The 13,242-nt window shown below is 61.0% G+C and carries 11 protein-coding genes; 4 read left to right on the forward strand and 7 right to left on the reverse strand.

Going from position 1 to position 13,242, the window contains the following annotated elements; translation table 11 throughout:
• Positions 1-420 precede the first annotated feature (420 nt).
• A complete protein-coding gene (locus AMK02_RS18290) occupies positions 421-2,073 on the forward strand; it encodes a sensor histidine kinase (RefSeq protein ID WP_064804980.1) in 1,653 nt (550 codons plus the stop codon).
• A gap of 59 nt (positions 2,074-2,132) precedes the next feature.
• Positions 2,133-2,615, forward strand: coding sequence for a DUF992 domain-containing protein (locus tag AMK02_RS18295; protein ID WP_064804982.1), 483 nt, complete (start codon positions 2,133-2,135; stop codon positions 2,613-2,615).
• A 32-nt stretch (positions 2,616-2,647) separates the two neighbouring features.
• Here AMK02_RS18295 and AMK02_RS18300 read toward each other — a convergent pair whose 3' ends face one another.
• From AMK02_RS18300 to AMK02_RS18325, 6 genes are all read right to left on the reverse strand, one after another.
• Positions 2,648-4,042: an NAD(P)(+) transhydrogenase (Re/Si-specific) subunit beta gene (locus tag AMK02_RS18300; RefSeq protein ID WP_064804984.1), complete on the reverse strand. Its 1,395-nt coding sequence runs from the start codon at positions 4,040-4,042 to the stop codon at positions 2,648-2,650.
• Between the two features lie 7 nt (positions 4,043-4,049).
• Positions 4,050-4,448 (reverse strand): proton-translocating transhydrogenase family protein, encoded by a 399-nt coding sequence (locus AMK02_RS18305; protein ID WP_064804986.1) that lies wholly within the window; start codon positions 4,446-4,448, stop codon positions 4,050-4,052.
• Positions 4,448-5,596: a Re/Si-specific NAD(P)(+) transhydrogenase subunit alpha gene (locus AMK02_RS18310; protein WP_064804988.1), complete on the reverse strand. Its 1,149-nt coding sequence runs from the start codon at positions 5,594-5,596 to the stop codon at positions 4,448-4,450. Before AMK02_RS18310 ends, AMK02_RS18305 begins: the two co-directional genes overlap by 1 nt.
• A gap of 204 nt (positions 5,597-5,800) precedes the next feature.
• Positions 5,801-6,025: an aa3-type cytochrome c oxidase subunit IV gene (locus AMK02_RS18315; protein WP_011426827.1), complete on the reverse strand. Its 225-nt coding sequence runs from the start codon at positions 6,023-6,025 to the stop codon at positions 5,801-5,803.
• Between the two features lie 223 nt (positions 6,026-6,248).
• Complete coding sequence (locus AMK02_RS18320; protein ID WP_064804990.1) at positions 6,249-7,001, reverse strand: N-acyl amino acid synthase FeeM domain-containing protein; 753 nt, start codon at positions 6,999-7,001, stop codon at positions 6,249-6,251.
• A 139-nt stretch (positions 7,002-7,140) separates the two neighbouring features.
• Positions 7,141-9,444 carry a putative bifunctional diguanylate cyclase/phosphodiesterase gene (locus AMK02_RS18325; protein ID WP_064804992.1) on the reverse strand — a complete coding sequence of 768 codons (2,304 nt, stop codon included), beginning with the start codon at positions 9,442-9,444 and terminating at the stop codon, positions 7,141-7,143.
• Between the two features lie 328 nt (positions 9,445-9,772).
• Between AMK02_RS18325 and AMK02_RS18330 the strand changes: the two genes are divergently transcribed.
• A complete protein-coding gene (locus AMK02_RS18330; protein WP_064804994.1) occupies positions 9,773-10,312 on the forward strand; it encodes a TRAP transporter small permease subunit in 540 nt (179 codons plus the stop codon).
• 20 nt (positions 10,313-10,332) lie between these two features.
• Positions 10,333-11,826, forward strand: a complete 1,494-nt coding sequence (locus tag AMK02_RS18335; protein WP_064804996.1) for a TRAP transporter large permease — start codon at positions 10,333-10,335, stop codon at positions 11,824-11,826.
• An 82-nt stretch (positions 11,827-11,908) separates the two neighbouring features.
• On the opposite strand, the gene AMK02_RS18340 is transcribed toward AMK02_RS18335, so the two are convergent.
• Positions 11,909-13,015 (reverse strand): TRAP transporter substrate-binding protein, encoded by a 1,107-nt coding sequence (locus AMK02_RS18340; protein ID WP_064804998.1) that lies wholly within the window; start codon positions 13,013-13,015, stop codon positions 11,909-11,911.
• Between the last annotated feature and the right edge of the window lie 227 nt (positions 13,016-13,242).

A 13,242-nucleotide genomic window follows, 5' to 3' on the forward strand; every position in this document is an offset into this window, starting at 1 on the left:
TGAATTGGGGCGGCCGGAACATCGGACGCCCCAGAACCTTGGCATTGCAAGAAAATCTCCGGCAACCGCTTAATCGATGACCGGGCCGGTGCGCGCGCAACAACGGACAGCGCGAGCGTGCCGTCATGAAGGCGGCCGCATCGCTTTGAAAAGAGGGGCGGAAAACCCCGCTGCGGTCTTCGATGGCATGTCATACGATGTTGCAACCTGCTTTTGCTCCCCCTAACATGCGGCTGCTTCGATAGCCCGCTATCGGGGTGTGCGAAAACATGGTGAGGGCGGTTTGCGAGAGATGCGGATCTTTGCTTTCCTGACCGCAGACGAAAACTGTTGCGGAAGCGCGCACAGCAGCGCCGCGCGTCTTTCAGGACGCACAAAGGACGCGGCAATACCGGGACTTGTAGCGGCGGCGCGCAATAAATGAAGATCGTCGCACTGTTTTTTCCCAAAGCCTCGATCGGCACCTATCTGGTCGCCATGGCGGTGGCGATCGCGCTGCCGATCTTCGCCTTCGTGGCGCTGCTTCTGCTGCAGCTGGAGGACAACCAGCGCTCGACGCTGAAGCGCGAGACGGCGCAGGACGCGCTTGCCCTTTCGCGCATCATCGATCGCCAGCTTCAGGACATGGCGACGACGTTGCGGCTGCTGTCGAGCTCCCCGGAGCTCGAAAACGGCGACCTCGCCTCCTTCCACGAACGCACAGAAACGGCTCTGCGGAACAATGCGTTCTATGTCCTCGCCGTCGACCGCAATGGTCAGCAACTGCTGAACACGCGCCGGCCTTTCGGCACTCCGCTCGGAAAGACGGCAAACATCGCCGCCCTCGATGCCGCAATGAAATCCGGCCAAATCGAGGCGTCCGATGTTTTTCGCGGCAGAACCAGCGGCGAGTGGGTCTACAACGTCACTTTGCCAAGAGAGGGCGATCCTGTCGCCGCCCTCATCATCACCCAGGACGCCAGGGATCTCGGCCGGCTGGTGACGACCCAGGGTCTTGCCCCCGGTTGGTCGGCCGCCGTTCTCGACCAAAGCGGCCACGTGGTCGTTGCCGCAGGTCCCGCCGCCCTCAAGCCCGGCACCCCCTTCGATCCGCGCATCCTGCCGGCGCTTGGTTTTTCCCGAGGGGTCTTCGAAGATAAGTCGATCCTGCCGCACATGCTTCTCGGTTATGCACAAATTCCCGGCTGGTCTTGGAAGACGGTGATCTGGGGGCCGGTGGCGCAGGCTTCGATTCTCAGCACCTGGCGTTTCCTCATCATCGGCGGCGTCGCGCTCGTGCTCGTCGCGGTGCTGGCCGCCTATGCCGTCGCGAGACAGGTCCGCACCACCATCCGCGAGATCGCCGACATGGCGAACCGCATGGGCCAGGGCCATATCGTCTCACCCGTTGAAACGAGCGTCATCGAGGCGAACCAGGTGGCGATCGCTCTTTCGAATGCCTCATTCGATCGCAGCCAGACCGAAGACCGGTTGCGCTTCGTCATGCATGAACTCGTCCACCGCACCAAGAACCTTCTCACGCTTGCTCAGGCCATGATGCGCCAGCTCGCCAAACAGGCCGACAGCGTCGAAACCTTTCAAGCCGCCGTCGCCGACCGCCTTGAGGGCCTGGTGCGTTCGATCGAGCTTCTGACCAGCGAGCAATGGGGAGGCGTGTCGCTCCGGCGGGTCGTTGACATCCATCTGCAGGCCTTCCCGCAATCGCGCGAACAGATCGAAATCACCGGCGATGATTTCGTCCTGAAGCCGGATGCAGTGCAGAATCTCGGCCTTGCCCTGCATGAGCTCGCCACCAATTCTGTGAAATATGGTGCGCTCTCCGTCCCGCAGGGCCGCGTCCGCTTCAACTGGCACGATGTCAGGGACGAAGACAAGGCGGATGCCCTGCTCCGCTTCACCTGGGAAGAGCGCGGCGGCCCGCCGGTCACAGAGCCCTCGCGCTCTGGCTTCGGCACGACCGTCATCAAGGCGCATGCCGCTTCCGCCTTCCGAGGCACGGTTCAGGTCGATTTCCGGCCCGAAGGCCTGTTATGGGTGCTGATAGCCCAGCGCGCCGCGCTGGAGCGGGAATAACCCAGGAACAATCGCCACCGCAACCCGTTTCGAACAGGTCGTTTCCAAGGAGAAGGACCATGTTCAAGCAAACGATGATCGCCGCCGCGGCACTGGTTGCCGCTGCCTTGGCAAGCCCGGCGAGTGCGGAAAGTTATGTGACGCTTGGCCGTCTGGTCTGCGGATCGGATGGCGGTCAGGGCCTGATCGTCACCTCGCAGAAGAACCTCATCTGCACCTATACGCCGGCATCCGGCGGCGCCAAGGCCGTCTATGCCGGAAAAATCGAGAAGTTCGGCCTCGACATCGGCCAGACGGGCAAGAGCGTGATGATCTGGCAGGTCCTGGCAAAGACCGGCACCGATATGCCGCAATTCGCCCTTGCCGGCGAATATTACGGTGTCGGCGCCGATGCGAGCATCGGTGCGGGCGCCGGCGCCAAAGTGATCGCCGGCGGCACCAATAAGGCTTTCATGCTGCAGCCGCTGAATGTCCAGGCGCAGGAAGGGCTGAACCTGGCGATCGGCGTCGAGAAGATGACGCTGGCGCCGGGCGAGATATGAGAAAAGCCGCCCAAAAAGGGCGGCTCATCGGCTCAATGCGCGATCGCCTTATTAATGTCTTCGGTCATTTTCTTGGCGTCCCCGAGCAGCATCATCGTGCCGTCCTTGTAGAACAGCGTGTTGTCGATGCCGGCATAACCCGAACCAAGCGAGCGCTTGACGAACAGGCAGGTCTTCGCCCGATCGACATCGAGGATCGGCATGCCGTAGATCGGCGAGGTCTTGTCGTCGCGCGCGGCAGGATTGGTGACGTCATTGGCGCCGATGACATAGGCGACATCAGCCTGCGCCAATTCCGAATTGATGTCCTCCAGCTCGAAGACCTCGTCATAGGGAACATTGGCTTCGGCGAGCAGCACGTTCATATGGCCGGGCATGCGGCCCGCGACCGGATGGATCGCATATTTCACCTCGACGCCATTCTTCTTCAGATTGTCGGCGAGTTCACGCAATGCATGCTGGGCCTGGGCCACCGCCATGCCGTATCCCGGCACGATGATGACCTTCGACGCATTGGCCATTAGATAGGCCGCATCCTCGGCCGAGCCGAGCTTGACCGTCTTGTCTGATGTGTCCGGCCCGCCGGATGCCGTCTCGCCGCCGAAGCCGCCGAGAATGACCGAGACGAAGGACCGGTTCATGCCCTTGCACATGATGTAGGAGAGAATGGCGCCGGAGGAGCCGACGAGCGCGCCGGTGATGATCAGCGCCAGATTGCCGAGGGTGAAGCCGATGCCGGCCGCAGCCCAGCCGGAATAGGAGTTCAGCATGGAGACAACGACGGGCATGTCGGCGCCGCCGATCGGCACGATCAGCAGGACACCGAGCGCCAGCGACAGCGCCACGACGGCCCAGAAGTCGAAATGGCTTTCGCTAGCGGCAAGGCCGATGATGAAGAGCACGATCAGCGCCAGCAGGGTTGCATTGATCAAATGCCGGTAGGGCAGCAGGATCGGCTTGCCGGACATGCGCCCGTCGAGCTTCAGGAAGGCGATGATCGAGCCGGTGAAGGTGAGCGCCCCGATCGCGACGCCCAGCGCCATTTCGATGCGCGCCTCGGTGTGGATATGGCCGATCTCGCCGATGCCGAAGGAGGCGGGCGTATAGAGCGCGGAGGCGGCCACCAGCACGGCGGCGAGGCCGACCAGTGAGTGGAAACCGGCGACGAGCTGCGGCATCGAGGTCATGGCGATGGTGCGAGCGACATAGGCGCCGACGCTGCCGCCGATGGCAAGGCCGAGGATGATCAGCACGAAGCCGCCGAAGTTCGGGGTCGCCAACACCAGCGTCGTCAGGATGGCGATCCCCATGCCGATCATGCCGTAGAGATTGCCCTTGCGGCTGGTGGCCGGATGCGACAGGCCGCGCAGCGCCAGGATGAAGAGCACGCCGGAAACGAGGTAGAGGAAAGCTGCGATATTGGTCATCGATCCCTCACCGGTCCTTCTTGCGGTACATCGAAAGCATGCGCTGAGTGACCAGGAAGCCGCCGAAGATGTTGACCGAGACCAGCACCAGGGCAACGAAGCCGAAGCCGGTCGCAAGCCCCCTCGTGGAGATGCCGACCGCCAGAAGCGCGCCGACGACGATGACCGAGGAGATCGCGTTGGTCACCGCCATCAGCGGCGTATGCAGCGCCGGTGTCACTGACCAGACGACGTAATAGCCGACGAAAATCGACAAGACGAAGATCGCCAGCTGGAAGACGAAGGGATCGATCGCCCCGCCCGTTGCCGCACTTGCCGCTTCGGGGGCATGCGCGGCTGCGGTGGCGACGGCCGTCACGGCGTCGTTCAACTGCTGCAGCGCTCTGTCCATTGCTTCACTGGCCATCACATGTCTCCCTTCTTCGCGCCGCCGAAGGCGGGATGCACCACGTCGCCGGCATAGGTCAGCATCGTCGCCTTGACCAGCTCGTCGTCGAGGTTGACGACGACGCTCCCGGTTTCCTTGTTGACCATGGTCTCGAGGAAGGTGACGAGGTTCTTGGCGTAGAGCGCCGAGGCGCTGGCCGCAACCCGGCCCGGCATGTTGGCAAAACCGATGACGCTCACGCCTTCGACATCGGCGATCTCACCGGCAACGACGCCCTCGATGTTGCCGCCGCGCTCGACGGCAAGGTCGACGGCCACCGCACCCGGCTTCATCGAGGCGAGCATGGCGCGCGAAACGAGACGCGGCGCAGCGCGGCCGGGAATCAGTGCCGTGGTGATGACGATATCCTGCTTGGCAATATGTTCGGCCACGAGCGCCGCCTGCTTCGCCTGATAATCGGCCGACATTTCCTTGGCATAACCGCCGGCCGTTTCCGCCGCCTTGAACTCCTCGTCCTCGACGGCGATGAACTTGGCGCCGAGCGAGGCAACCTGCTCCTTGGCGGCCGGGCGAACGTCGGTGGCCGAGACCGCAGCACCGAGGCGCCGCGCCGTGGCGATCGCTTGCAGACCGGCGACGCCGGCACCCATGACGAAGACCTTGGCAGCCGGCACGGTGCCTGCCGCCGTCATCATCATCGGCATGGCGCGGTCATAGACCGCGGCCGCCTCGATGACGGCCTGGTAGCCGGCGAGATTGGCCTGAGAGGAGAGCACGTCCATCGACTGGGCGCGGGTGATGCGCGGCATCAGCTCCATGGCGAAAGCCGAAAGCCCGGCACTTGCGAGTGCGGCAATCGCCTCGTCATTGCCGTAGGGGTCCATGATCGCGATGACAACAGCGCCGCTCTTATAGCCCGCGATTTCCGATGGGCTCGGGCGGCGCACCTTGAGCACCACGTCGGCGGAGGCTGCATCGGCAAAACTGCCGATCCTGGCGCCTACGGCCTCGAACTCAGCGTCCGGAATGCGCGAAGCCGCACCGGCGCCCGCCTCCACGATGATGTCGAAGCCGAAGCCCTTCATCTTCTTCACGGTCTCGGTGGAGGCCGCGACACGCGCCTCCCCGTCCGTGACTTCCTTTGCAACGAAAACAATATTGCCCAACTGCCCCCTCCTCCGGGTCAGCCAGACCGCCGCAGGCTCGCCTGCGCAGGCCAAGCATCTAATTCAGAAGGCTTCGGAGAAGCCTCCCCTCCCCTTAGAGCACCTGCGTCCCCCCGGACGCACAAAGACGCTCCAACTCCCTGAATAGACACATCGTGTTTGCCGAAAATCGATTGCGATTTTCAGGGCCGATGCGCCAGCCGATCAGCGGAACAGGAAGATGCCGGCGGCGAGAAGAACGATGAAGACGAAGAGGCCACCGAGAAGGCCGGCGCCGCCGAAGAAACCGGCGGTCATCGCGAGCAGGAGAACAACGAGAAGCATCGTGCCGTATTTCGTGCCGGCAATGAACATGTTGTAGGTCTGCTCATGTTCCTTGTAATCCATCGGCGCGCCGGTCTCGACCGGTCCGGTATGATGTTCGGCCATAAATATCGTCTCCCTGAAATGCTTTTGCGCTGCCTGATTCCCTCTTAGGCCGAGGGAAGTCCCTGCCTGCAGGAATTACACAATGACAGGCGAAAGCGCAATGCATGAGAATGCCGCAGCCGCGGTTCCAAACCACCTTCTTCCGCAAGGAAAAACGTGAGGGCGCCGGCTGCGGATTTTGTCACCGCTGCATAACCTCTCCTCATTCGCAGAGCAGGAGAAATTACAGCGGCAGGTCGGTGCCGAGTTCACCTTGCGGCACGAAGCGCGCCGTCGGAATGATGGTAAGCGGCGGCAGCGTATCGTGGGGAGTGCGCGAAAACATCATGCGCTGTTCGCTGGCGCTGGAGATGAAGAAGGGATAGCGCGTCAACAGCTTGCGCCCGACCTCCACCACATTCGTCGCCATCAGCGTCACATCAACCCCGTAACTCTCCGCCAGTCGGCCGGGCACGATCGTATCGGCATAGAAGACCCGCTTGTAGAAGGCGGCATGCGGGGGCCGGACGGACTGAATGACGCGGTCAGCCCGGAAATACGCTGCCGCGACGATGGCGGGTCTCAGCGTCAGATAGGGAACCCATGGCATGTTGGCGGTGAGCTCCGGATCGGCCGCGAAACGCGCCGGGTCGATCAAGGTCAGCCCGGCGTCCAAAAGCTCATTCATCGCCTCGGGAAAGGCCTCTCCGGACCGGCTGATACGATGCTCCGGCGTCACATAATGAATTCGGATCGTACTGACCAGTTCGCCATAATAGTAGAGACCGAAGATATAGGCATGGCTGTCGAAATCGACATCGTCCAATAGGCCTTCCGGGGCAAGCGACAGCGCGCCGTGGGCCTTGTAGGCCTTGTAGCGCAGCCGCTCCACCTCCTCCATGTCTTCGCTGCTTTCGACACGGCGATATTCGACATGATCCAGAATTTCCAAAATTTTCGTACTGAAATCACTACGCGTGAACAGTGTGTCTGACATATTTTGATCCACTCGTTAACGGATCATTAATCATACAGCAGCGAAATTTAGGCAAGGAAATCCGGTAATTCGGACCGTTTATAAACTATTAAGGTTAACGGCGGGGACGTCACGAGGACAATCGGCGGCTGCCGAGTGCTCAGGCGACCTTGTTGCGGCGACGTTGGACGGCGCGGCGGCCGACGCCCTGTTGCAGGAGCGGGATGTTCTGGGAAGGCACCGGCTGCGAGAAAACATAGCCCTGCACCAGATCGGTGCTGCGGTGCTTGTTGAGCAGAGCGAGCTGCTCCTCGGTCTCGACCCCCTCGATGACGATCTTGAGGCCGAGCTCGCGCGCAAGATTGACCGTGCCGCGCAAGAGCTTGAGGCGACGGGTATCCTCGACGATATTGCGCACGAAGGAACGGTCGATCTTGACGATATCGAGCGGCAGCGTGTCGAGATAGCTGAGGCTGGAGAAGCCGGTGCCGAAATCGTCGATCGCGATGGTGATGCCGCGGGCTCTGAGTTCCGCCAGGATGGCGCGCACAGCCTGCGGCTCGTCGATGAGGCAGCTTTCGGTGACTTCGAGATGCAGCCGCGCCGCGTCGAGCCCGGAATGGGCAAGCGCGTCGGCGACCACCGACAGAATGTCGGCATCGCGCAAATCTCGCGCCGAGAGGTTGACTGAGACGGCGATGTGCTCCGGCCAGGTCATGCATTCGCTGCAGGCCTTGAACAGCACGAAACGGGTGATGTCCGAGATGATGCCCATATCCTCGGCGAGCCGAATGAAGACATCAGGCGGAATCGAGCCCTTCTCCGGATGCACCCAACGCGCCAACGCCTCGGCGCATTCGATGCGCGAGCCGTCGGCTCGGAACATTGGCTGGAAGACGAGATGCAGCGCCTTGGCAGAGACCGCCTCGCGAAGGTCTGCTTTCAGCTTCTGCTGCTCGATATAGCGCCCGTCCATCTCGCGCTCGAAGCCTGATATGCCGCCCCTGAAGCGCGACTTGCTCTCGAACAGCGCAAGATCCGCCTTGACGCTCCATTCGTCCATCGCGAAAGCGGAACTTTCAAGAATGGCGTAACCAGCACTGAGCGAAATGAGGAAGGTCAGCTCATCGACCTCATAATGGCCTTGGATCGCAGCGTGCACGCGGCGGATCTCGAGGTCGAGTGAGGCCGGCTCCTTCGCATGCGGGAAGAACAGGATGAACTGGTCGCCCATCAGCCGGCCGAGGATCGCGTTGCCACAGACCTGTTTGATGCGGGCGGCGATGGCGCAAAGCAGATGGTCGCCGGTGACGTGACCGCGCATGTCGTTGACATGTTTGAACTCATCGATATCGAGGACCATAAAGCCGAGTGGCCCCGATTTCCTCGAATGTTTGGCGAGATACTCCTGCACCAGCTGGCCGAAATATTCGCGGTTCGGCAGGCCGGTCAGCGCATCGAAGCGGACCATGTGCATGATCTTCTGCTCGGCCTTCACACGGCTGGATACGTCTTCGAAGATCAGCACCGCGCCACCGTCGGCCCTGCGGCTGGCGGAGAATTCGAGCGACAGGCTCTCGGGAAAATGAACGAGCGTGCGCGACAGGTTGCCTTCGGCCACCTGGGTGAGCTGGCGCAGGATGAGCTCCGGCTGTGAGGCGTCCATGAAGCTGTAGCGTGCGCCATAGCGCAGCACGGCGCCAAGATCGCGATCCTTCAGCCGCTCCGGCGCACCGATTTTCAGCAGTTCGCAGGCCTTGCGGTTGACAACCTGGATGCGGTTTTCGGCATCGACCATGACGAGGCCATGCGGCATGTTGTTGAGCGCCGTGTCGAAACGGTCGGCGATGATGGTGATTTCCCGGCGCGCGATAACATTCTCATACAGGAATTCGCGCACGCCGTTCGCCATCGCCCGCGTCGTCAGCCAGAAGGGGATGAGAAAGATCGACAGGACGCCGCGATAGAAATCCAGCGCCAACAGGCTGCAGACGATCATCGGCAGGCAGCAGAAGAACGTCTGGAGGTCGACTGCGAAGCGCGAGCCGTAGTTGCGCCCGACAACGGAAACCATGGTCGCCATGGTGACGGAAATGCAGGCAAGCTCCGCAAAGGAATCATGCACGACGAAGATGGCGTAGCCGCTGGCGAAGCCGAGAAGAGCGGTGGTGCAGGATCCAGCGGCAACGAGAACCCGCTCCCAACGCTCGATTCCGGCGCGCGACAGGCTTTGCTTGTCGACACGATCGAACTGCCGGAAGATGGCCATGCGAGCGCTGAAGACCAGAAGGAAGGCGACCGACAGCAGGATGTAGATGGAGTATTGCGTCTTGGCAGCCACCGCAAGGCATGTCGCGACATGGACGATCACGCCGACGAGAAGCGTCATGCGGTTCCCGGAAAGGGAGCTCACAAACGACAAATACACATCAATAGGGACCCTGTTCGGGTTATCTGGCTTCATCCACACTTTCCCTGTGCGCGGGGATTCTAAGCCCAACCCTTTAAAAATTGATTTCAATCGAATCAAACATTTGGTCAAATTTTCTAAAACCAGCGGATGAACACCACAGCTTACGCGAGATAATGCATCCTACTGGCGAGATTCAGAAAATAATTTATCCACGCTTGGGTTGTTAAAACATTGGCGGACCATAGAGGCTGCCTGTTGCGACTTAGACTATGCTCCAACGCGAGGCATTTATCCTTCCAATTTCAAAAGCCGTGGTCTACACCGATTCCAAAGAGGGAAAGCTGCCGAAAAACGGCAGGACAAAAAATAAGGGAAACGAATGTCGAGACTTCTGGCGGCAAGCCGGCTGATTGATTCGGTCAGTCGGATCATGGGCGAACTTTCCGAATATATGATCCTGTTCTGCTGTCTCATCAGCGCCGGTAATGCCATCGTCCGCTACACCTTCAACTACAGTTCGAACGGTTGGCTTGAGATCCAGTGGTACCTCTTCGCCTTCGTCGTCATGCTCGGCGCCTCGCATGCGCTGCGCAACAATGAGCACGTTCGTGTCGACCTGATTTATGGCGCAGTGTCCGAGAAGGCGAAGATCTGGATCGACATCGTCGGCCTCATCCTGTTCCTCATCCCCGTCTGCGTCTTTCTGACCTGGCTCTGCTGGCCCTTCTTCGCGCTTTCCTACCGGCAGGGGGAAATATCGGGCAATGCCGGTGGGCTGATCCGCTGGCCCGTCAAGCTGATCCTCGTCGCCGGCTTCGCGCTGCTTTCCCTTCAGGGCGTTTCCGAGCTGATCAAGCGGATCGCAGCGCTGACCGGCCAAATCAGCATCGACACCAAATACGAAAAGCCGCTGCAGTAGCGCGCCTGGGGGGAACGGTTTTGTTTGATTTCGGCATCATTCCGCCGGCCATGTTCCTGGGCATGGTCATTTTCATGCTCTACGGCTTTCCGGTCGCATTTTCGCTTGCCGCCGTCGGCATGTTCTTCGGCATCATCGGCATCGTTACCGGCCATTTCAGCGAAGCCTTTCTGCAAGCGCTGCCGCTGCGCTTTTTCGGCATCGTCTCCAACGACCTCTTGCTCGCCATTCCCTTCTTCACCTTCATGGGAGCGATATTAGAACGCTGCGGCCTTGCCGAGGATCTGCTCGAAGGCACCGGCAAGCTCTTCGGCGGCATTCCCGGCGGCCTCGCCTATGCCGTCATCCTCGTCGGCGCCGTGCTCGGCGCCATCACCGGCACGGTAGCCGCCTCCGTCATCACCATGGGGGTGATCTCGCTGCCGATCATGCTGCGCTACGGCTACAGCCCGCGCCTTGCCACCGGCGTCATCGCCGCTTCCGGCACCATAACCCAGGTGATCCCACCCTCGCTCGTGCTCGTCGTTCTCGCCGACCAGCTGGGCAGATCGGTCGGCGACATGTATCTCGGCGCCATCGGCCCCTCGATCCTGCAGGTGACGATTTTCGTGCTCTTCATCCTGGTGATGTCGATCATCCAGCCGAAATCGATGCCGCCGCTGCCGAAAGAGGTGCGCGGCGATTTCAACTGGGCGCTTTTAGCGAAAGTGCTGATGGGCATGGTGCCCTCGATCGTGCTGATCTTCCTCGTGCTCGGTACGATTTTTATGGGCCTTGCCACGCCAACGGAAGCCGGCGCACTCGGCGTCGTCGGCGCCATGGCGCTGGCAGCCATGAACCGCCGTCTCACCTGGCCGCTGATCCGCGAAGCAATGACATCGACCACCCATATTACGTCAATGGTGGTGATGATCCTGATCGGCTCCACCTGTTTCAGCCTCGTCTTCCAGGGCATGGATGGTTCGCGCTGGATCGAGCACATGCTGTCGGGCATTCCCGGCGGCCCGGTCGGTTTCCTGATCTTCGTCAACATCTTCATCTTCGTGCTTGCCTTCTTCCTCGATTTTTTCGAGATCGCTTTCATCGTTATCCCGATGCTCGCCCCCGTCGCCTCCAGTCTCGGCATCGACCTGATCTGGTTCGGCGTCCTGATCTGCGTCAACATGCAGACCAGCTTCATGCATCCGCCCTTCGGCTTCGCGCTGTTCTACCTCCGCTCGATCGCCAGCAAGGACGTCAAGACCTCCGATATCTACATGGGCGCCCTACCCTGGGTCGGCATGCAGATCATCCTGGTTGCGATCGTGATCTTCTGGCCGCAATCGGTCACCTACTGGCTGGACCATGGCCCGAAAGTCGATCCGAACTCGATCAAGATCGAAGTGCCCGGCTTCGGCGGCCAGCTCGGCCTGCCGCCGGTGGGCGGCGGCGGCAACGGCTCGCCGCAGATACCGGGGCTCTCCCTGCCGCCGCTGAACGGCCTGCCGGGGGCTCCGCCGGCGCCAGCCAAATAGCCCACCAAAAACAAACCCCGGATCAACGATCCGGGGTTTTTGCTTGCATTCGCCTAAAGCGTCGATGCCGGTCGCGGAAAGCCTAGAGCTTTCCGGCCCGCTGCTGGATCATCATGAACGTATCGAAGGTGTATTCCGAAAGCTGCATCCACAGATAGGCGTCGCGCTTGAAGGCGGTCTGGTCCTCGTAGATCTTCTTGAAATACTGGTTGTTGGCCGAGATTTCGCCGTAGATGCCCATTGCCGCCTGGAAGCAGGCTTCCATGATCTCCTGGCTGAACGGACGCAACGTCGCACCCTCCGCAACGAGCTGTTTCAGCGCCGTCGGGTTCTTCATGTCGTATTTCGCCAGCATGTTGGTGTTGGCGAAGGCGCAGGCGTCGGTGAGCGCTGCCTGATAATGCTTCGGCAGGTTGCTCCATTTATCCAGATTGAAGAAGGCGTGCACCGTCGGGCCGCCTTCCCACCAGCCCGGGTAATAGTAGTATTTCGCCACTTTGTGGAAGCCGAGCTTCAGGTCGTCATAGGGACCGACGAACTCAGCCGCATCGATCGTGCCCTTTTCAAGCGCCGGGTAGATGTCGCCGCCGGCGATCTGCTGCGGGACGACGCCGACCTTCTCCATGATGCGTCCGGCAAGGCCGGCAATGCGCATCTTCACGCCCTTCAGATCGTCAAGCGTATTGATTTCCTTGCGGAACCAGCCCCCCATCTGTGCGCCGGTATTGCCGGCCGGCAGGGCATACATGCCCTGCGTGGCGTAGAACTCGTTCATCAGCGTATTGCCGTTGCCTTCGTAGAACCAGGCGTTGGTCAGGCGGCTGTTCAATCCAAACGGGATGGCTGTTCCGAAGGCATAGGCCGGATCCTTGCCGACGAAATAATAGGAGGTGGTGTGGGCTGCCTCGACGGTCCCGGCGGCCACCGCATCGACAGCCTGCAGGCCCGGCACGACTTCACCGGCCGCGAAAGGCTGGATGGTGAAATTGCCGTCGGTCGCGGCGGCAACATGCTTGGCGATGTCTTCGGCACCGCCATAGATCGTATCCAAGCTCTTCGGAAACGACGACGTCATGCGCCACGCGATCTTTGGATTCTCTTGCGCGATCGCAGGCGCTGCCAGCGCCGTTGCGGCAACCGCGCCGGCACTGGCGGTTCCCGCCTTCTTGAAAAACGAACGACGATCCATCAAAAAACCTCCCGTATAGATGGCACTGCGCGGCCAATCTTCATCCCTACCCGCAGCGAGGGCAGAGCTAAGCATGGAGGGGGCCGCGATTCAAGCTTTAGTCTATTAGCCTTTGGCATCAGGATAGCAATAGGGAGTGCGCGAGGCGCCCATCAAAATCAGCAGCTTAGCGCGAGCCCCGGAGCCGCGGCGTCGTTTGCGGCGCAATGGGTCATCGGACAAAACCA

Source organism: Rhizobium sp. N731 (genome assembly GCF_001664145.1).
GTDB classification, from domain to species: domain Bacteria; phylum Pseudomonadota; class Alphaproteobacteria; order Rhizobiales; family Rhizobiaceae; genus Rhizobium; species Rhizobium esperanzae.